Origin of the sequence: Marinobacter sp. (assembly GCF_014859525.1) — a bacterium.
In the GTDB taxonomy this organism is placed as follows: Bacteria; Pseudomonadota; Gammaproteobacteria; order Pseudomonadales; family Oleiphilaceae; genus Marinobacter.
Window position 1 is genome coordinate 1 of record NZ_JACUUB010000053.1, and the last position, 19,280, is coordinate 19,280.

18 protein-coding genes are annotated in these 19,280 nt (G+C 57.5%); 4 read left to right on the forward strand and 14 right to left on the reverse strand.

Annotation, left to right across the window (positions count from 1 at the left end):
- Positions 1-34: 34 nt before the first annotated feature.
- Together IBX51_RS10985 and IBX51_RS10990 are read left to right on the forward strand one after the other, a co-directional pair.
- Positions 35-1,261 carry a sulfite oxidase gene (locus tag IBX51_RS10985; protein WP_291831277.1) on the forward strand — a complete coding sequence of 409 codons (1,227 nt, stop codon included), beginning with the start codon at positions 35-37 and terminating at the stop codon, positions 1,259-1,261.
- 59 nt (positions 1,262-1,320) lie between these two features.
- A complete protein-coding gene (locus IBX51_RS10990; RefSeq protein ID WP_291831278.1) occupies positions 1,321-1,644 on the forward strand; it encodes a cytochrome c in 324 nt (107 codons plus the stop codon).
- A gap of 37 nt (positions 1,645-1,681) precedes the next feature.
- Here the strand turns inward: IBX51_RS10990 and msrB are convergent, their stop codons facing one another.
- Together msrB and msrA are read right to left on the reverse strand one after the other, a co-directional pair.
- Positions 1,682-2,107, reverse strand: coding sequence for a peptide-methionine (R)-S-oxide reductase MsrB (gene msrB, locus IBX51_RS10995; RefSeq protein WP_291831279.1), 426 nt, complete (start codon positions 2,105-2,107; stop codon positions 1,682-1,684).
- A 22-nt stretch (positions 2,108-2,129) separates the two neighbouring features.
- A complete protein-coding gene (msrA, locus tag IBX51_RS11000) occupies positions 2,130-2,780 on the reverse strand; it encodes a peptide-methionine (S)-S-oxide reductase MsrA (RefSeq protein ID WP_291831280.1) in 651 nt (216 codons plus the stop codon).
- Positions 2,781-3,003: 223 nt separating this feature from the next.
- Here msrA and IBX51_RS11005 point away from each other — a divergent pair, with 223 nt between their 5' ends.
- Positions 3,004-3,978, forward strand: a complete 975-nt coding sequence (locus tag IBX51_RS11005; protein ID WP_291831281.1) for a metallophosphoesterase — start codon at positions 3,004-3,006, stop codon at positions 3,976-3,978.
- Between the two features lie 6 nt (positions 3,979-3,984).
- Here IBX51_RS11005 and IBX51_RS11010 read toward each other — a convergent pair whose 3' ends face one another.
- The 10 genes from IBX51_RS11010 to pqqA form a co-directional block, all read right to left on the reverse strand.
- Positions 3,985-4,467, reverse strand: a complete 483-nt coding sequence (locus IBX51_RS11010; protein ID WP_291831282.1) for a CDP-archaeol synthase — start codon at positions 4,465-4,467, stop codon at positions 3,985-3,987.
- 23 nt (positions 4,468-4,490) lie between these two features.
- Positions 4,491-5,867, reverse strand: a complete 1,377-nt coding sequence (locus IBX51_RS11015) for a lyase family protein (RefSeq protein ID WP_291831283.1) — start codon at positions 5,865-5,867, stop codon at positions 4,491-4,493.
- 190 nt (positions 5,868-6,057) lie between these two features.
- Positions 6,058-7,812, reverse strand: coding sequence for a NahK/ErcS family hybrid sensor histidine kinase/response regulator (locus tag IBX51_RS11020; RefSeq protein WP_291831284.1), 1,755 nt, complete (start codon positions 7,810-7,812; stop codon positions 6,058-6,060).
- Complete coding sequence (gene ercA, locus IBX51_RS11025) at positions 7,790-8,953, reverse strand: alcohol dehydrogenase-like regulatory protein ErcA (protein WP_291831285.1); 1,164 nt, start codon at positions 8,951-8,953, stop codon at positions 7,790-7,792. The genes IBX51_RS11020 and ercA overlap by 23 nt, the downstream gene beginning before the upstream one ends.
- 68 nt (positions 8,954-9,021) lie before the next feature.
- Complete coding sequence (locus IBX51_RS11030) at positions 9,022-10,893, reverse strand: prolyl oligopeptidase family serine peptidase (protein WP_291831286.1); 1,872 nt, start codon at positions 10,891-10,893, stop codon at positions 9,022-9,024.
- Positions 10,859-11,992 (reverse strand): pyrroloquinoline quinone biosynthesis protein PqqE, encoded by a 1,134-nt coding sequence (gene pqqE / locus IBX51_RS11035; protein ID WP_291831287.1) that lies wholly within the window; start codon positions 11,990-11,992, stop codon positions 10,859-10,861. Before pqqE ends, IBX51_RS11030 begins: the two co-directional genes overlap by 35 nt.
- Positions 11,989-12,252, reverse strand: coding sequence for a pyrroloquinoline quinone biosynthesis peptide chaperone PqqD (gene pqqD, locus IBX51_RS11040; protein ID WP_291831288.1), 264 nt, complete (start codon positions 12,250-12,252; stop codon positions 11,989-11,991). The genes pqqE and pqqD overlap by 4 nt, the downstream gene beginning before the upstream one ends.
- 11 nt (positions 12,253-12,263) lie before the next feature.
- Positions 12,264-13,019 carry a pyrroloquinoline-quinone synthase PqqC gene (gene pqqC, locus IBX51_RS11045; protein ID WP_291831289.1) on the reverse strand — a complete coding sequence of 252 codons (756 nt, stop codon included), beginning with the start codon at positions 13,017-13,019 and terminating at the stop codon, positions 12,264-12,266.
- Entirely contained in the window at positions 13,016-13,945 is a 930-nt protein-coding gene (pqqB, locus tag IBX51_RS11050) for a pyrroloquinoline quinone biosynthesis protein PqqB (RefSeq protein WP_291831290.1), read from the reverse strand. Before pqqB ends, pqqC begins: the two co-directional genes overlap by 4 nt.
- Before the next feature lie 53 nt (positions 13,946-13,998).
- Complete coding sequence (gene pqqA / locus IBX51_RS11055; RefSeq protein WP_007153157.1) at positions 13,999-14,070, reverse strand: pyrroloquinoline quinone precursor peptide PqqA; 72 nt, start codon at positions 14,068-14,070, stop codon at positions 13,999-14,001.
- 226 nt (positions 14,071-14,296) lie between these two features.
- On the opposite strand from pqqA, the gene IBX51_RS11060 reads away from it, so the two are divergent.
- Positions 14,297-16,405 carry a NosR/NirI family protein gene (locus IBX51_RS11060; protein ID WP_291831291.1) on the forward strand — a complete coding sequence of 703 codons (2,109 nt, stop codon included), beginning with the start codon at positions 14,297-14,299 and terminating at the stop codon, positions 16,403-16,405.
- A 67-nt stretch (positions 16,406-16,472) separates the two neighbouring features.
- On the opposite strand, the gene IBX51_RS11065 is transcribed toward IBX51_RS11060, so the two are convergent.
- Together IBX51_RS11065 and IBX51_RS11070 are read right to left on the reverse strand one after the other, a co-directional pair.
- Entirely contained in the window at positions 16,473-17,099 is a 627-nt protein-coding gene (locus tag IBX51_RS11065) for a GGDEF domain-containing protein (RefSeq protein ID WP_291831292.1), read from the reverse strand.
- 516 nt (positions 17,100-17,615) lie between these two features.
- Positions 17,616-19,136: an aldehyde dehydrogenase family protein gene (locus tag IBX51_RS11070; protein ID WP_291831293.1), complete on the reverse strand. Its 1,521-nt coding sequence runs from the start codon at positions 19,134-19,136 to the stop codon at positions 17,616-17,618.
- Between the last annotated feature and the right edge of the window lie 144 nt (positions 19,137-19,280).

The window sequence follows — 19,280 nt, forward strand, 5'->3', positions numbered from 1 at the left end:
CCGTCCGATGACAATCCCAATAAGGAGACGGCACATGAAACAACAACACGCTCTTGAGCGGGGCGCCAACGACCCCGGGCTGGAGAACCCGACGCGCCGAAGCCTTCTGGTCGGAAGTGCCGGCGCGATGGCTGCAGTCAGCCTGCTGGGCTTTACTCCGCTGGCCAAGGCCAACGAACCGAAATCGCTACCCGATTTCGCGGCCTGGAAAGACCGTAACGCCCTGATCGTGTACACCGCAAACACCATGGAAACCCATCGCGGCGCCATCGGTAACGGTGTCATTACGCCCGCTGACCATCTGTTTGTTCGCAACAATCTACCGGCCCCGCCATCAACCATTACAGACAACGCCGATACCTGGGAAGTGCGTATCGAAGGCGTCAAGAATCCACGGACGCTGACCGTTGCCGAATTAAAGTCCATGGGCGTCACCACGGTCGCCTCGGTGCTTCAGTGTTCCGGTAACGGCCGGGCCTTTTTCCCCCACGGCGCCAGCGGCACTCCCTGGTCGGTTGGCGCCGCAGGCTGTGTGATGTGGACCGGTGTACCGCTGAAGGATGTGGTTGAGACGCTCGGCGGCATCGCCGAAGGTGCCCGCTACATCACCGGCACCGGTGGCGAGTCAATTCCGGAAGGACTCGACCCCAAGAGCATCATGGTAGAACGCTCGGTGCCAACCCGCGCGCTGGACACGGCGCTGCTGGCCTGGGAAATGAATGACGTACCTCTGAGCCATGTCCACGGCGGCCCCCTGCGCCTTGTGGTGCCCGGCTACTATGGGGTGAACAACGTCAAATACGTGAAAAACATCGCATTCACCGAAAACCAGACCGACGCCAAGATTCAGTCCTCTGGTTATCGGGTGCGTGAAGTGGGCAAACCGGGTTCGCCGGACCAGCCCTCCATGTGGGAAATGAACGTCAAATCCTGGGTGACCGCGCCGCTTGAAGCCGGCCGCAGTGGCCGGAATATGGTCTACGGCGTGGCGTTTGGCGGCACGGTAGCGCTGGAGAAAATCGAGGTTTCCGTCGATGGCGGCAAAACCTGGAAGCAGGGCCGCTTCCTTGGCCCGGATCTCGGCCCCTATGCCTGGCGTCCGTTCGTGATGGCCACCGACCTTGCGGCCGGCGAACATCGAATCGTCAGCCGGGCGACCGACGTTGAGGGTAATACTCAACCTGAAGGCCGGATCGAAAATGAGCGTGGCTATGGCCACAACGGCTGGAGTGACCACGGAGTCTCGGTCACCGTCACTTGATCAACCCCGGGGCAGGCGCAGGACACCGCCCGCCCCGGCCTTAACCGGATCGAAACAACATGAGAACAACGGCCGTACTGGCGGTATCCCTCGGCTTGTCAGGCCTGAGCGCTCTGGCGCATGCCGAAAACACAGAACTCGGAAAAGAAGTGTTCACCCAGATTTCACAACCTTCCTGCACTATTTGCCATGCCTTGTCGGATGCCGGCTCGGCCGGAGCCATCGGGCCCGACCTGGATAACCTCAAACCGTCCCGGGAGCAGGTGATTAACGCCGTGACCCAGGGCGTGGGCGTGATGCCGGCGTTCGAGGGCTCACTGTCCGCAGAGCAGATTCAGGCGCTCGCCGACTATATTCTGTCAGTCACCTCAGGCCAGAACTGATCAGCGGGGGTGCAACGCCCCCGCCTACATCACTCGCTCAGGCATTTTCTTCAAACACCAGCGCAATGGAGTTCAAACAGAAGCGCTGACCGGTTGGCGCCGGACCGTCCGGAAATACGTGGCCAAGATGACTGTCGCATCGGGGGCAGCGCACCTCGGTACGGACCATACCCAGCGAGCCGTCTTCCAGATAACGAATATGATCTGGATCGTAGGGCTGAAAAAAACTTGGCCAGCCGGTGCCTGAATCAAATTTGGTCTCGGAACTGAACAACGGCAGCTCGCACAACCGACAGTGGTAAACGCCAGCCTTTTTGTTGTCCAGCAAGGTGCCACAGAAGGGGTGCTCAGTGCCGTGATCCAGCAACACATGCTTTTCTTCCGCAGTCAGCATTTTTGCTTTTTCGTCAATTTGTGCTTTGGTCAGCGGAGTCAGGTCGTGGCCTGCTGCGGATAACGTCATACGATTCTCCTGATTGTTTGCTTTAGGCCAGGTCCGGGTCGTCTTGGCTGAACTCGGGCTTTAACCGGTCCGGCCAGGCACTGACCAGCTTTTCCATCTTGGGTGCAGCGACCCCCATAATGTAGGGCTGCCAGGGGTTACGTGCGGCAAAGTTCTGATGGCTGGCTTCGGCAGGATAGAAAGCGGTAAGCGGCTCCAGCCCAGTCACGATCGGATCAGGGTAAACCCCGGCCGCATTAAGCTGACGAATATAGGCGCCTACCATCTGCTTCTGCTCTTCGGTTTCATAAAACACCGCCGACCGGTACTGGGTTCCAATATCGTTGCCCTGCCGGTTCAACTGCGTTGGATCATGAGCGACTGAGAAAAAAACCCGAAGCAGTTCACCCAGGCTTATCCTGGAGGGGTCGTAATGCACATCCACCACCTCGGCGTGGCCCGTACTACCACTGCAGACGGCCTGATAGTTAGCGGTATCGGCGCCGCCGCCAGCGTACCCCGACTCAGCAGACATAACGCCTTCCAAAGCCAATAACACAGCCTCCACACACCAGAAACAGCCGCCCGCCAGAACAATCCGGGACTCGCCCGCAGGTTCTGACAGGTCCTGCTCGGGGGCCGGAAACCGGCTACGGGGAACCGTGAGTCCGGGGACGTTACATGCATCGCTCATGATATGGCTCCACTGGGTTTGTTTGTCTCGATTGTGGCTGTTTCGCCGCGCAATGCCAACTATTGCCTCTGATCGTTATACGCCAGGCCGGCACAAAAAGACTGCACCGAGCCCGGCAGCAGAACATGAACATTGTGCCTATGCGGTTGCACAACCCCGGGCACCATCCATAATGAGAACAGGCGTCAATTATAAGACTCCGCTCGGCATCAGGGATTGTAAAATGACGGCAAAAGTCCGCACACCAGAAGACCAGGATGAGCTTCTCAAGTACCGCCTAAGCCTGCGCCTTGGCCCGGTTCACGCGCGACAGCGCCTGGGTATCGAGCAAGAGGCAGAAGCTAAAGTATTCGGCCGCGACAAACGCTCGTTCCACCTGGAGAACCTGGCCACTGCACCAGGCTTAATCCGATTCTGCTTGCAAATGACGGGGTTGTTTAACCGAGCCCGGGCAAACAGCCGCACGCTCACTACGGTTCACAACACCTTCACCCTGGCTGATTTACCCGAAGCCTTTGAGGGCTTTCGTGTTTTGCATCTGACCGACCTGCATGTGGACATGGACGAACACAATCTGCAAGCCGTGATCAAGCAAATCCAGCCGCTGGAGTACGATCTGTGCGTGCTTACCGGAGATTACCGGCAACTCACCTGGGGCTCGATTGACGCCGCCGTGGACGGCATGGCCCGACTCCGCGACGCCATCAAGGGTGACGCCTACGCTGTGCTCGGCAACCATGACAGTGTGCGCATGTTACCGGCGCTTGAAGATATGGGCTACCGCCTGTTGATGAACGAGATGACGCCTCTGACCCGCGGGCAAAGCTCGATATACCTGGCCGGTGTTGACGATGCACATTATTACAAGGTTCACAATCTACACCGGGCCGGCGACGACATTCCCACCGGCGGTATCAGTGTGCTACTGAGCCACACTCCGGAGATCTGGCGCGAAGCGGCTCACGCAGGCTACGATGTGTTTCTGTGCGGCCACACCCACGGTGGTCAGATCTGCCTGCCCGGCGGCATTCCCGTTACTCTGGATTCTGACTGCCCCCGCCGGCTGGGCCGGGGCTTCTGGCAGGTGAATGGCATGCAGGGCTATACCTCTCCCGGGGCAGGTACATCCGTGTTGAATGTTCGCCTGAATTGCCCGCCAGAAGTGACTCTACACACGCTGTCTCGCGGCCCACAATAAGCCGCTTTAATGGGGCTGCTTGCGAATTCCTAGTCGATAGAGCAGCGGAGAAAGCAGCATGTTGCTTAGCGCAAACAACACGGCGACGGCAGCGGCCTCCCACAACGCCAACGGCAACCAGAACCAGGCCAGGAGCATGGGTAGCAAGGCCTCGGGCAGCTGATCCAGCCAAAGTGCGCGCGCGCTCGACAGCAAGCCCAGGCGGCGCTTTACAAAACTGCTTAGCAGGTCACCTGTCAGGGCCGCAAGCCCAAACAGGGCACCCAAGAATCCGCCAAGACCGACCCAGGCCGAGAATGCCATGCAGGCAATAGTGCCAGACAACAATCCCCGCCAGGTTTTGCTGGGACCAAAAACGGGGTGCCCATCTGCCCACAAGCGCCCCCCATCGACCGGCCAGTCGCCGTGCCGATGCAGAAGTCTGGCCATCAGCACGGGGCAGCCGTTGGCCAACACCAGCATGACAAACAGCTCCAGTGATAACAGCACAGATTACCTCCGGTGATGCCCACTCAAGCCAGACCGCCTCGCGTCAGTTTGAGCGGGTCCATCAGTGCTTCCAGTCGTTTTCTGCTGAGGCCACTGCGCTCCTCGGCAACATCAATCACCGGGCGGCCGGTGCGATAGGCCTCTTTGGCAATGTCTGCCGCCAGGCTGTAGCCAATTTCCGGGTTCAGAGCCGTCACTAACACTGGGTTACGGCCAACGCCATTGTTCAGATTATCAGCGTTCACCGTAAAGCTCTTGATTGCTTTATCTGCGAGGATCGTCGACGCGCCTGTCAGCAGGGTGACCATGTCCAGCAAATTGGCACCCACCAGCGGCAGCATGACATTTAACTGAAAGTTCCCGGACTGACCAGCGATGGCCACCGCGTTGTCGAGGCCCATCACCTGGGCACCCACCATCGCCACCGACTCCGGAACAACCGGGTTGACCTTGCCGGGCATAATACTGCTGCCCGGCTGCAACGACGGTAGGCTAATTTCAGCCAATCCATGGATAGGACCACTGTTCATCCAGCGCAAATCATTGGCAATTTTGGTGAGTACAATTGCCACGCCCCGAAGCTGCGCCGACAACGCCACCGGCGCATCCACCGCGCTCTGCCCAACAAACTTATGTTCCAGAGCAAGAAACGGGTAGCCCGTATTGTGTTTGAGAAACTTGATAAACTGACCGGCAAACTCAGAGGCTGCATTCACACCCGTGCCCACCGCCGTGCCCCCTTGAGGCACCTCCGCCAACTCGACCATGGCGTTCTCAAGCCGTTTCTCGGCGGCCGCAATCTGCTCCCGCCAGGTTCTGAGTTCCTGACCAAGGGTGACCGGCATCGCATCCATTAAATGCGTACGACCGGTTTTGACCTGCCCGGACAGCTCGGCCTCTCGCTCGTAGATCACACCTCGCAAATGCGACAACGCCGGCAGCAATCGCCGCTCAACGGCCAACAGTGAACTGATGTGAATCGCGGTCGGGATCACGTCATTAGAGCTCTGGCTCATATTGACGTGATCGTTCGGGTCGACCTCCACACCCTGCTTGCGTGCGATGGCTGCGATCACCTCATTTACATTCATGTTGGTGCTGGTGCCCGAGCCGGTCTGGTAGCGATCAACAGGAAACTGATCTGAGTAATCTCCACCGACCAGTTGCTCGCACGCATCAACAATGGCGTCGCGCCGCTCGCTGTCCAGCAAACCCAGGGAGGCATTGGCCTGGGCCGCAGCCCACTTGATCTGGGCCACCGCAGTGATAAAGCTCATAGGCATGGTTTGCCCGCTGACGGGAAAGTTATCAATAGCCCTCTGGGTTTGCGCCCCCCAAAGGGCGTTTTCGGGCACTTTCACTTCGCCCAGACTGTCTTGTTCCATTCTGAATTCGCTCACGACACCCTCCTTTCTGCGCGGCTAACACGGACTCGCTCAGCGTAACGGAATTACCCCCGCCAGTCCGAGATCTCGGTCTGACAGGGTCGCAGATATCGGTAACTTGCTCAAAACCCGGGTTCTTTGAGTGCGGCTACCGGAAACGATGGCGAGTTCTGGACTAAGTGTAGTCACAAACCTGAAAGGCGAGTCAGGCAACGGAGCTCGTCAGACTTGCCAATAGGGCACGCAGACGATTCGGTTTAATGGGCTTGTTGAGAATGGGCAGGTACTGCGTTCGCATCAGGTTTCGGGTCTCATCACTGCGATCCGCCGTAATGATGGCGGCAGGCACGTCCCGATTCAGAAAACGACGAACCGCATAGATGGCCTCGCACCCCGTGCGGTCGTTGTCCAGGTGATAATCGGCAAGGATGATGTCTGGCTCCAGGCCGTCGCCGAGCAGAGTCAATGCGTCGGCTTCACTGGCGGCCGCCAACACAACGCAGCCCCAACGTTCCAGAACCGCGGTCATGCTTTCCAGCACCGCTGGTTCGTTGTCGATAACCAGCACTCTGGCCTCGTCAAAGCCGGACGCAGCCATGGCCGCAGGTGTTGGCGTTTGCCTTTGCGGCTCATGATGAACCTGACTCAGCGGGATCGACACGGCAAAACGCGAGCCTCGACCCGGCCGGGAAACAACGTCAATCCCGTAGTCCAGGATCCGGACCATCCGGTCCACGATCGCCAATCCCAGCCCAACACCCTGCCGACCGCCACCATTCTGCGGCAGGAGCTGATGAAATTCAGTAAAGATATCCTGCAGCTTGTGCTCTTCGATCCCGATCCCGCTATCCCAGACCTCGATGGCAAGCCTATCCCGGCGCCGACGCAGACTCAGCACCACACCACCCTCACGGGTATAGCGGAAAGCGTTGCTCAACAGGTTGCGCAGCACGCGTGTAAGCATCCGGTGGTCGGTCTGAACGATGACCGGCAAGGTACGCACCCGGAACTTCAACCCTGCATTGGCAGCCACGGCCTGAAACTCTTCGCCAAGCCCCGTGAGGAGTTCGGCCAGGTCAAGGAACGTCAGGTCGGGCTTCATCGCCTGCTGGTCCAGCTTGGAGATATCCAGCAGGTCGGCCAGAAGATCCTCAGCGCCTTCAAGCGCTCGATGAACCTGATTCACCATCCGCTCTTCCGCCTCAGGCAACGTGCTGTCCTGCAGTGCAGAAATCATAAGGCGGGCCGCATTCAGCGGTTGCAGAAGATCATGGCTGGCAGCAGCCAGATATTTGTCTTTGCCACGATTAGCTTCCGTGGCAGCGTCAACCGCCACTTTGAGCTCTTGCTCGATTTTTTCGCGCTCTTCAATCTGATAGCGAAGGTCAACGTTTGCATTGTGAAGAGCCTCGGTGCGCTCTTCTACCCGCTTCTCCAACTCGGCATTCATCTGTTCCAGTTTCTGCCGGGATTGCACTCTCTCGCTGATATCAGCAACAAACGCTTCCACCACTTCCGGCCCGAGATCAGGCCGGCGCAACAAGGTGACAGCGACATGCACGGGTGTTTGATCCGCTCGTCGAAAGCGGGTTTCCCTGGCGCTCAGGCTGCCACAATCGAGCAACTCCTGGCGCATCGTGTCGAACTCTGCCGCACTACAGAATAACTGCTCTCTCAGTCGGATAACGCTGGCCTGGAGCTGCTGTGGGTCGTCGTAGCCACAGATGCGCGCCATGGCCAGATTACTGGCCAGAAAACCGCCTCGCAGGTTGGCCTGAAACACACCATGCAGGGCGTTTTCGAACAACCACTTGTAGCGATTGCGCTCCTGTTCCAGCTCCTCCAACCGCTCCTGAAGTGCAGGGTAGTAATTTTTGCGGACTGACTGACTGCTCAGCCCTAGGAGGTCACCGACGTCATAACCCGTGCCCAGCAAATCAGAGGGCTTCTTTGTAGACAACCTGAACATCCCCTACGGAAGACTTCCTTGGGTTGGTCAATATGCAAGGGTCCTTCATTGCATAACCGGAAAGGTAGGGAATATCTGAGGTGGTTACGCCCAGTTCCTGAAGCCGCGCTTGCAGGCCTACCGTTTTCTTGAGACCAACAATCCGGCCCATCAGGCGTTGCTTGACCTGAGCGTGTGGCATGCCTCTGGTATCAATATCCATGGCTTCTGCTACCCGCCGAAAGCGATCTTCAGCCGAGGCGAAGTTGTAAGCCACAACATGCTCCAGCAACAAGGCATTGCAGAGCCCATGGGGCAAATCCAGAAACCCGCCCAGGCTATGGGACATCGCATGCACGGCCCCGAGAATGGCATTGGAGAACGCCAGGCCGGCCTGCATCGACGCCAGCATGATTTGTTCCCGAAGCAGCGGATCTGACAGATTCGCCACCAAAGGCTCCAGGTTTCGGTTAATCAACCGTATCGCCTCAAGCGCGTGGGTATCGGTCAGCGGGCCACTGCCGGTCGACACGAACGCCTCAATGGCATGCACCAGCGCATCCACGCCCGTACAGGCGGTCAGATAGGCATCCATGGTCTCGGTGACTTCCGGATCAATCAGGGAAACATCCGGGACAACCGCCTTGCTGATAATCGAGAATTTGAAACGCCGGTTGGGGTCGGAAATGATCGCAAACTGGGAGACGTCGGCCGACGTGCCCGCGGTGGTCGGAATCAGGATCAGCGGAGGCGACGGATTGCGGATGGTATCCACACCCTCAAACTCCAGAATATTTCGGCCATGGGAGGCCACAATACCGATACCTTTGGCACAATCCATAGGACTGCCGCCGCCAATCGCGACAATAACGTCACACTCACTGGCCCGATACAGCTCGGCTCCCGCCATCACCTCGTCCACTTTGGGGTTGGGAGATACCCCGGTAAATGTCGTGCAACGAATGCCCGCTTCCGACAGCAGGGTTTCGATTTCGCCTACCCAACCCGCCTCGGCAACGCCGGGGTCAGACACCAGGAAAACATGACGAGCACCGAAATTGCTCGCGAAGTTGGCCACCGATCGACGAGACCCGGTACCAAACACAATCTCCGGAGAGACAAATTTGCGCAGCGCGGAAATATCATAATTCATAACGCACAGAGACAACCCAGTTGTTGTTATAGGAATGACCGAGAGTCTAGCTCAAGTTTTGCGCCGATTCATTGCCCTTTTGGTCGAGCCGACGATCTGCTCTGAGCGCAGTACTGGTAGAAGTGACTCAGGCGCTCAAGCATGTGCGCCTGATTGTTCGCCTGCCGAAACCCATGGCCCTCCTGATCAAACCAGCACAACTCTGCACGCCGACCATGAGAGCGAAGTGCCTCGACCATCAGCCGAGTCTGATCAGGTACGACCACCTCATCAAGACCACCCTGAAAGAAAATCACCGGACTTTGAATACGACTGGCTTGAATCGCCGGCGTGCGATCGTTCCAGCGATCGGGATAGCTCTGTGGGTCTCCCAACAGCCAGTCCAGATAGCCGGATTCGAATCGGTGAGTTGCCGCCCTGAGTTTCATCGGATCGGTCACACCAAACAGACTGCCGATGGCGCAAAAACGACGGGTTTGAACGCCCGCCATCAGAGCAGTATAACCACCGGAGCTTCTGCCCTGGATAAAGGCATTGTCGTGGCTGACCAGCCCCTGCGCCGCCAGATAATCGGCGCTCCGGACCATATCCCGCACCTCGGCGCTGCCCCATTCGCCCCCAAGGGCGAGGCGAAAGTCTCGGCCGGCGCCGGTGCTACCGGTGTAATTCACTTCGGCGACCGCGAAGCCCCGCTGGCACCAGAACTGAACCTGCGGGTTATAAACCGCGTAGGCTGCAGAGGTGGGGCCACCATGGGCCATTAGAATCACCGGCGGCGTGCGGGTGTCAGAGACTGGCAAGTACAGAAAGCCCTGAATGACAGGTGCTTGCGACTGATCGCCCGGCACACTGAAGGCGAGGGGCAGCGCCGGCCTGGCAGAGGTGTGGGCCGGCAATCCGCCTCCGGCCAGAACATCCACCGCGCCGGTGCGCGGGCAGATTTGCAGAACGCTGTCATAGCGATCAGCCGAACGGCCCAGACACACCAATTGCTCTGCCCGTGGCCGAAGATCCCGGAAATCGGTAAACGCCTCAGCCAGCCGCCGATCACCGGCGACGTCGTCCAGCCAGAGCTCACCAATGCCCTTACAGTATCGAACACGTGCCCAACCGCCTCCGGCTATCGGGCAGGCGTGTTGTTCCCCCAACTGCCAGGGCGCATTGGCATGGTCTGATGCAGGGCTGCCGGCAGAGTGCCATCGGTAACTGTCGGTTTCTCGCGCCACCTGCCAAGGTTGCCACCAGCCCTGATGATCAGACACCACCCACAACGCCTCGCCTGCATACTGCGGCTGCTGGACAGAGCCGGGGGCCGGTGGTGCCTGCCCGGTAATGTTCGTCAGCCTGCCATCGTTGGTCACCTGCGCCACCCAAAGCATGGATTGCAGCCAGGGCATGTCCGGCAACTGCCAGCTGCACCAGGCCAATTGGGCACCGTCGTCACTGATGGCTGGGGCACTGTAAAAATCCAACCCCTGGTGCAACACCTTCAACTCATCGGAGGCTTCAATCGCTATCAACGCCTGCTGCTTGTGCTGTTCTCGCACCGCCACTACCCGGTCGTGGGCCGGGTCTGCCACCAGACCACCCCAGGCTTGACCTTGTCCATCCAGCAACCGCGTTCGTGCGCCGGTTTGGCGGTTCAGGCTCCAGAGGCTCTGATCTTCCGAGACCCAGACGATGCGCTCGGGCAGGACCGCGTAAGCACCGCCACCATAACCGTTGAGACGACTTCGGATGCTGCCCGGGCCGGTCGGGACGCGGCGGACTCCGGTAGTGCTGGTCTGCCACAGCCCCACCGTGCCGGTTGCCGGTTCCGATGCCAGCCAGAACACCTCCTGGCCACACACCCTGAGCCCCGCGAACTGGGTAAACCCAGCGCAGGCGGCTTGCGCGGATATCGGGTCAGCCGCGGTAGAGCAGGCGGGAATTATGGGCATTACGATAGGTTAGATCCTCCAGCCCGGCCGTGGCGTGGTCAGCCGCGGTGCGGGCCGCCAGAATACGGTCGTGGTGCGGAGACTTTGAACACACCGGGTCGGCGTTATCGGCGTTGCCGGTCAGCAGGTAAGCCTGGCAACGACAGCCCCCAAAATCCTTGCCTTTCTCATCACAGGAGCGACAGGGTTCCGGCATCCAGCTGTCGCCACGGTAGTGATTGAAACCGGGACTGTGATACCAGATGTCGTTCAAAGACTGGCTTTGCACGTTGGGGAAGTCGATCGGCAGTAGTCGGGCACTGTGACACGGCAACGCCGTACCGTCCGGAGCCACGGTCAGGAACAGGCTACCCCAACCATTCATGCAGGCTTTGGGGCGCTCTTCGTAGTAGTCTGGCGTTACGAAGATCACCTTCATCGGCTGATCCCGATCCATCAGGTCGGCCCGGTATTGATTAACCTCCTGCTCTGCCTTTACCAGCTGGCTTTTTGACGGCATCAGTCCTTCACGGTTCTTGAAGGCCCACCCGTAGTACTGGCAGGTCGCCAGCTCAACGTAATCGGCATCCAGGTTTTCACACAACGCCAGAATATCGTTCATCTGGTGAATGTTGTGGCGATGAATAACAAAATTGAGCACCATCGGATAACCGGCTGCTTTCACCGCCCGGGCCATCGCGAGTTTTTGCTCAAAGGCCTTGTGCGAGCCCGCCAAAGCGTTATTAAGCTCCGGATCCGACGCCTGAAAACTCACCTGGATATGATCAAGACCGGCTTGCGCGAAGGTGTCTACCTTGTCGGCGGTCAGCCCCAGTCCGGAGGTGATCAGGTTGGTGTAATAGCCCAGCTCGCGGGCACCGGCAATCAGCTCCGGCAGGTCTTGTCGCACCAGCGGCTCACCACCGGAGAACCCCAATTGTGCGGCACCCATAGCCCGCCCCTGGCGCAGCACATCCAACCACTGCTCTGTGTTCAGCTCACTCTTCTGGCTGGCGTAATCGATGGGATTGGAACAATAGGGGCACTGCAGTGGGCAGCGGTAGGTTAGCTCTGCCAGCAACCACAACGGTGGTCCGACTTTGTCTGCCTGCTCATTCATAACCATTCAATCCAGTGTTGTCGGATCGCTTCGCCCAGAAACGCTTCAACGTCTGCCGCAAGCGGGCCGGCGTCCGGGTACTTCTGCTCGAGGGCGGCAATGATCGATTGCACAGAGCGCGTGCCGTCCACCTCAGCCAGAATGGCACCGGCACTGTCATTGAGCTTAACCATGCCCTCCGGGTACAACAGCACGTGACTGTTCTGTACCGGCTCCCATTGAAACCGGAAACCGCGCCTCAACCGGGGTATTTGCTCCATCGCGAAACTCCTTACAATCCCCGGTGCCAGACAGACTCGTCGGTCACAGTATGGAAAGGCGGCGTGTGGTGTACATAGGCCATGGTTAACGCGTCCAGCAGGCTCCAAAGAATATCCAGTTTGAACTGCAGGATCTCGAACGCACGATTCTGCTCGGCTTCGGTTACAAAGTGATCCAGGGTGATCGCCAGCCCATGCTCCACATCCCGCCGGGCCTCGGACAAGCGTTTACGAAAATAGCGATAGCCTTCCGCTTCTATCCAGGGGTAGTGCTGCGGCCAACTGTCCAGGCGGGACTGATGGATTTCCGGCGCAAACAACTCCGTCAAAGACGAACACGCCGCCTCTTGCCAGGTCGCGCGGCGGGCAAAATTGAGATAGGCATCGACCGCAAAGCGGACTCCCGGTAACACGTGACGCTCATCAATGACCTCTTCACGAGTCAGGCCGACCGCCTCTGCCAGCGACAGCCAGGCTTCAATACCGCCAACGTCACCCTCATGACCGTCGTGATCAAGAATACGCTGCAACCACAGGCGGCGTACCGACGCGTCCGGACAGTTCGCCATGATGGCGGAGTCTTTTTGCGGGATTTTGATCTGGTAGTAATACCGGTTAGCCACCCAACCCCGGATTTGCTCAGGCGTACATTGGCCACCGTACATGGCCCGGTGATAAGGGTGGTGAATATGATAATACGCACCCTTCGCCCGCAGAGCCTGCTCAAAATCGTTGCGGTTCAGGGCGGTGTTGGCTCTGGCGTTCATGGCTGCCCCGTCAGGTCGATTTGCATGCCATCCCGGGATACCTCAATGCCATGGGCGGCCAGTTCAGCGCGCTCGGGCGAGTCTTCATCCAGGATTGGATTGGTATTGTTGATGTGAATAAGCACCTTGCGATGGGCGGGCATGGTGTCCAGCAACTCGATCATGCCTCCGGGCCCTGCCTGAGCCAGGTGCCCCATAGCCTGGCCCGTCTTGGTGCCAACTTCCTGGCGAATCATTTCATCGTCGTGCCAGACCGTGCCATCCACCAGTAGCACATCAGCCTGTCTCATCCAGCTGCGAATACGCTCATCCGGCTGCCCCAGACCTGGTGCATACAGTACTGTCTGACCGTTACGAGAGTCACGAATAAAGAGCGCGATGTTATCGCCTGGATGGGGATTGTCCCGTCGTGGCGAGTAAGGAGGGGCATTACTCAAAATCGGGATGGCAGTCAGCTCAAGCGAGGGTGCGCAGGGAATCGTGAAGGACTGCTGCTCGTTGGCCTCGATCTCACACCAGTTCAGTCCACCATTCCAGTGCTTCAGCATGGTGAATAACGGAAACCCGGTGTTCAGGTCGTCATGCACCTGACGAGTACACCAGACATCCAATGGCAAACCTTCGCGCAGGGACAACAATCCGGTGGTGTGGTCAACCTGACTGTCTATCAACACGATCGCGGATATACCCGTATCCCGTAAAGAGCGCGCCGGCTGCATCGCAGGAAATGAGGCGAGCTGGGCCCGTATGTCTGGGGACGCGTTAAAAAGAATCCAGTGTTCGCCGTCTTCGCTGATAGCGATGGACGACTGCGTGCGGGCTCTGGCATTCAGGGTGCCGTCACGGTAACCAGAGCAGTTCCGGCAATTACAGTTCCATTGGGGGAAACCGCCGCCGGCGGCCGAACCCAGAATGTGAAGATGCATCAATAAGCCTCCGGGTCGGAAACGACCAGCCCGATCGGCTGGTCGGCCATCATTCACCGATTGGCGAAGTACATGGTTACTTCAAATCCGATCCGGAGATCTTCATACGCTGGCTTGGTCCACATGATGCTCACCTCTTGTCATGATTATTAGTGCATTGCATATCTGTGCACCGGGGACTTAACCACGAGCACCGTTTTATCCTAATGACAGCGGCTTTCGCCCTATATGGTACTTTGGCACTGTTTTCTGCCGGCAGAAAGTAGCAAGGGTTTGCCTCCGAGGTGCAATTGAGCTGGGCGCTGGGCCACTTAGCATGTAATAAAGAAAATAATAACTTCTGGAGGCATCATGTCCGGGCGCATTTTGCTCTCGCTTTTTCTGTGTTTTGTCGTCACCCATGGCTACGCGGAACCCTCTGAAGACACCCGACGGGTCATACAGGAGTTGTTCCCCTCTGCCACCGTGATAGGAGACCCGTTGCCGGACCTTCCGGTGTACCCGGTTTATCAGCTCCAGGAGCTTCTCGGTTACGCGTACACCTCGACCGATTTCACCAAACTTCAGGGCTTTGCCGGCAAACCGATCACCATGATGATCGGTCTGGATACCCGAGGGCGCTTCACCGGCGTCCAGGTACTGAATCATTACGAACCGGTGTTTCACTACGGCATCGGTGAACAGGCGCTGACTGACTTCGTTAATCAATACGAAGGACAGTCGCTGACCGAGCAGATTGTTATCCGATCTTCAGGGCGGTCCGGCAAATCCACTTCGGGCAACGTGGTCTACTTTGACGGCGTCAGCAAAGCGACGGTTTCGATACTGATCATCAACGATTCAGTGCTGTCCTCGGCACTGCAGGTGGCCCGTCAAAAGCTTGAGGGGTTTGCTCAAGGAGCGCCGACCAGGGCACGACAGGATTACTACGAGCCGCTCGACTGGGATCAGCTTCTGGAGAGGGGCTACATCCGCAAATTCCGGATTTCCGCCAGCGACGTCGAGGCGCAAGTGGGCCGGCCGCTGTCGATCTACCCCAGTAACGTTGAGCCAGCACCCGGCGAACCCTTCTCAGAGGTCTACTTTGCCTACATGAATTCGCCCATGGTCGGGCGCAATCTGCTGGGCGATGAGCGATACCAGACCTTCCGGGACCGCCTGGGCGACAATGGCAACGTCATGATGGTGATGTCGCGGGGAACGTTCCCGCACATCGGGCCGGATTTTGTACCCGGCAGTACACCGGACCGCTTCGGCCTGAGCCAGAACCAGCTGTCCATCGAAATGCGCGACCTTAACTGGCAGGGAACCACGCATGCACTCACGGCCCAGGGCATGCCCGCCATGGACGCCATCAACCTGTTTCGGGTTGGCGGCAATGCCGGATTCAATCCGGGTGCAGAATCCACCTTTACCCTGAACGCCGTCCTGGCTCGAAATCCCCTGATTTCCGATACGGCCCGGTTTGAGCTCGCCCTGGCCTACTCCGACGATCTGTTTGAAACGGTGGAAGTGACGGGCGGACCGGAGTTTGTTCGCGAAGCCATCTGGATTGGCCTGTGGAAAGAGCGCTGGTGGCAGATCAGTTTGCTGGTGATCAGCCTGTCGTTACTGACGGTGTTCTTCGCCCGCCAGAAAACGCTGACCCGCCACCCGAAACTGGTGCATCGATTCCGCTGGGGCTTTTTGTTCTTTACTCTGTTTTTTATCGGCTTCTACGCTCAGGGCCAACTGTCGGTGGTGAACATTTACACCCTGTTTCTCGCCATTGCGGACGGCTTCTCGTTAAACGTGTTCCTGCTGGATCCCGTTATCTTCATACTCTGGACCTATACCTTCATCACCCTGTTTATCTGGGGGCGGGGTCTGTTCTGCGGCTGGCTGTGCCCCTTTGGCGTTCTTCAGGAAATGGCGGCCTGGCTGGGCCAGAAGCTGAAATTCAAACAGATCAAGGTTCCCGAGCAGTGGCACCGCAAACTCATTCTGATCAAGTACCCTTTACTGTTAGCCATCGTGGGTGCTTCTTTTTATTCCATCTCGCTGGCGGAGCAACTGTCAGAGGTTGAACCCTTCAAAACCAGCATTACCCTCTTTTTCGTGCGGCACTGGCCTTTCGTTGCTTATGCTATCGGGCTACTAGCCATCGGCATGTTCATTCATAAATTTTATTGCCGCTATCTTTGCCCCCTTGGCGCAGGGTTGGCGGTGCTGGGACGCTTCCGTCTGTTCAGTTGGCTGGACCGAATCAAACGCTGTGGACAACCCTGCCAGCACTGCAAGAATGAATGCGGCATTAATGCCATCCGAAAAGACGGCAGAGTCGACTACAACGAATGTATTCAGTGCCTGGAATGCGTCGTGATTCTGCGGGACGACAGTCAGTGTGTGGACTCAATCATCCGCAATAAACAGTTCAAGAAACATGCTCAGATTCTGGCAACGGATGCCGCGGTAAAATAGGCAAACGACTACTGGCAGGTGAGGTCGGGTAGCTCGTGAACAGGACTTCCCTGCTCATGGCTACTCATTATTCAGGAGCGGCAGCTGTGTGTTCGGCAAGGCCTCTTACACCTTGTCCAGACGCACGGCCCCGTTTATCACGGTACATGTCAGCATCGGCCAGCGAATACAAGTCTTCAGTGTCGCTTGTGTCATCCGGGTACATTGCCACGCCGCTGCTCAGCCCAACGTGAACTTCTGTCCCATCGTGCAATAGAATCGGCAGATCGCCAATGGCTGACAACTTTGCTTTCATGCAAGCCAGGTCATCGCGGTTTCGAATCCCTTCAAGCAACAATACAAACTCGTCACCGCCGATTCGGGCAACCGTATCCGAATGTCTCAGCAACGCCTCAAGTCTGCGACTGATGGCAACCAGAACTTCATCGCCTGCTCTGTGCCCCAGGGAATCATTAAGTTCCTTGAACCGGTCCAGATCGACCACCGCCAACCCAAAGCTATCTCCCGCCTCCATGCACCGGGTCTTCGCGCTGGCGAGACGGTCCTGTAGCTGTTTACGATTTGCAAGACCAGTCAGAGGGTCATGGTTCGCCTGCTGTTCCAGTAGCTGTTGCCGGGTCAAAAGTTGGCGATTGAGGTTTTCCAACTCCCGTGTGCGGTCCGCCAAAGCCAAGGACAGCAATAGCATTTCCATGGCCGATCCATACAGCATCGCATTGGTGGTAAAGCTGTTCGAAGGAGAGACTGACAGCACCCATTATCAATGCCGAGACAGCAAGCTTCAGCACTTGAACACCATTAACTCGAGGATGGCAGTGACCCAAGGGGCAAACCTTTCAATCTAAGCTGCCAGCATAGCCTGGAATCAGCGGAGTCGCACTTCGGCTTAAAGACCGCCCAGGGAAGCCAGTATGCCAGCCGTAATTCCTATCAGAGACCTCAACCATGCAGCGATGGCATTTCGCCCATTGCGACTGAGAACCACCATAAAAAGGGTCCGGAATTCGTTGACCACAGCACAGTAAAACGACCGTGGTTGAACGGCAAATCAAAAAAAAGGCCCTGGGAGGGGCCTAAGGAGAATGGTAGATAAATCCCGCGCTCCCGGAGGGAGCAACCTGACAAATGCCAGGTTCAACAATGTGCACAATCCTTGTGCGGTCACACGAATCAGGGCCTAAGCAGGTAGGCCCTTACTGCCGCTTACAGATCAGAAGAACCCGAGCGGGTTGATGTCATAGCTCACCAGCAAGCACTTGGTCTGCTGGTAATGGCCCAGGGCCATCTTGTGGTTTTCGCGACCAACACCCGATTTTTTATAACCGCCAAAGGCAGCGTGTGCCGGATACTGGTGGTAGCAGTTGGTCCACACGCGACCGGCCTGAATGGCGCGACCCATGCGATAGGCACGGTTGCTGTCGCGAGTCCAGAGACCAGCACCAAGACCAAACTCAGTGTCGTTGGCGATGGCCAAAGCTTCTTCTTCGTCCTTGAATGTGGTCACACCGACCACCGGGCCAAAGATCTCTTCCTGGAACACGCGCATGCTGTTATGGCCTTTCAACAAGGTAGGCTGAATGTAGAAGCCATTGTTGAATTCGCCTTCCATTTGCTCACGGTCACCACCGGTCAGCACTTCTGCACCTTCCTGCTTGCCAATTTCGAGGTAAGACAGGATCTTGTCGAACTGTTCTTTGCTGGCCTGAGCACCCACCTGTACGTCGGTGTCCAGCGGATTTCCGCGCTTGATGGACTTGGTACGCTCAATGACCTTAGCCATGAACTCGTCGTACATGTCTTCCTGGATCAGAGCACGGGACGGGCAGGTACAAACCTCACCCTGGTTGAAGAACGCCAGTACCAGACCTTCCACACACTTGTCGATGAACTCGGGCTCAGCCTTCATAACATCCGAGAAGTAGATGTTGGGAGACTTGCCACCCAGCTCTACGGTAGACGGAATGATGTTCTCGGCTGCGCACTTCATAATATGAGCGCCGACCGGGGTTGAACCCGTGAATGCAATCTTGGCAATACGCGTGCTGGTGGCCAGAGCCTGACCGGCCTCAATGCCGTAACCGTTCACGATATTGACCACGCCTGGCGGCAACAGGTCGCCAATCAGATCCATCAGAACCAGAATACTGGCCGGAGTCTGCTCGGCGGGTTTCATAACGGTACAGTTACCAGCAGCCAGGCACGGCGCCAGCTTCCAGACGGCCATCAGCAGTGGAAAGTTCCAGGGAATGATCTGGCCAACAACGCCCAGAGGCTCATTGTAATGGTAGGCAACGGTGTTGTTATCAATGGCACTGGAAGCGTCTTCCTGAGCACGGATACAGCCGGCAAAGTAACGGAAATGATCTACCGCCAGCGGCAGGTCAGCGTTGATGGTTTCACGCACAGCTTTGCCGTTGTCCCAGGTTTCAGCAACCGCGAGCATTTCAATGTTCTGCTCAATGCGGTCAGCAATCTTCAACAGGATGTTGGACCGCTCAGTGGTAGAGGTTTTACCCCACGCCGGTGCGGCTTTATGCGCAGCGTCCAGGGCCAGATCGATATCTTCAGCACTGGAGCGGGGGACTTCACAAATCACGTCGCCTGTTACCGGAGTGATGTTCTCAAAATACTGACCCTTCACCGGGGCAACCCACTCGCCACCAATGAAATTCTCGTAACGGGATTTGAAAGAAACGACAGAGCCGTCCTTTCCTGGTTGTGCGTAGATCATGGTCTCGACCTCTTGTTTTGTGTTTGTCGAAGGGCAATGCGGCCTTTCGCGGTTACCTGACCAATGTAGACGCCGCACCCGAATAGTTGAATGATTCGATGGGGGCGAAAAACTCATCCCTTGGTAGTAGATGGTCTGAAGGCC

Bases quoted from the DNA above. Each gene is read 5' to 3' on its own strand.
- IBX51_RS10985 (WP_291831277.1), top strand. From the start codon at position 35: ATGAAACAACAACACGCTCTTGAGCGGGGCGCCAACGACCCCGGGCTG.
- IBX51_RS10990 (WP_291831278.1), top strand. From the start codon at position 1,321: ATGAGAACAACGGCCGTACTGGCGGTATCCCTCGGCTTGTCAGGCCTG.
- msrB (WP_291831279.1), bottom strand. From the start codon at position 2,107: ATGACGTTATCCGCAGCAGGCCACGACCTGACTCCGCTGACCAAAGCA.
- msrA (WP_291831280.1), bottom strand. From the start codon at position 2,780: ATGAGCGATGCATGTAACGTCCCCGGACTCACGGTTCCCCGTAGCCGG.
- IBX51_RS11005 (WP_291831281.1), top strand. From the start codon at position 3,004: ATGACGGCAAAAGTCCGCACACCAGAAGACCAGGATGAGCTTCTCAAG.
- ercA (WP_291831285.1), bottom strand. From the start codon at position 8,953: ATGAATTATGATATTTCCGCGCTGCGCAAATTTGTCTCTCCGGAGATT.
- IBX51_RS11030 (WP_291831286.1), bottom strand. From the start codon at position 10,893: ATGCCCATAATTCCCGCCTGCTCTACCGCGGCTGACCCGATATCCGCG.
- pqqE (WP_291831287.1), bottom strand. From the start codon at position 11,992: ATGAATGAGCAGGCAGACAAAGTCGGACCACCGTTGTGGTTGCTGGCA.
- pqqD (WP_291831288.1), bottom strand. From the start codon at position 12,252: ATGGAGCAAATACCCCGGTTGAGGCGCGGTTTCCGGTTTCAATGGGAG.
- pqqC (WP_291831289.1), bottom strand. From the start codon at position 13,019: ATGAACGCCAGAGCCAACACCGCCCTGAACCGCAACGATTTTGAGCAG.
- pqqB (WP_291831290.1), bottom strand. From the start codon at position 13,945: ATGCATCTTCACATTCTGGGTTCGGCCGCCGGCGGCGGTTTCCCCCAA.
- IBX51_RS11060 (WP_291831291.1), top strand. From the start codon at position 14,297: ATGTCCGGGCGCATTTTGCTCTCGCTTTTTCTGTGTTTTGTCGTCACC.
- IBX51_RS11065 (WP_291831292.1), bottom strand. From the start codon at position 17,099: ATGGAAATGCTATTGCTGTCCTTGGCTTTGGCGGACCGCACACGGGAG.
- IBX51_RS11070 (WP_291831293.1), bottom strand. From the start codon at position 19,136: ATGATCTACGCACAACCAGGAAAGGACGGCTCTGTCGTTTCTTTCAAA.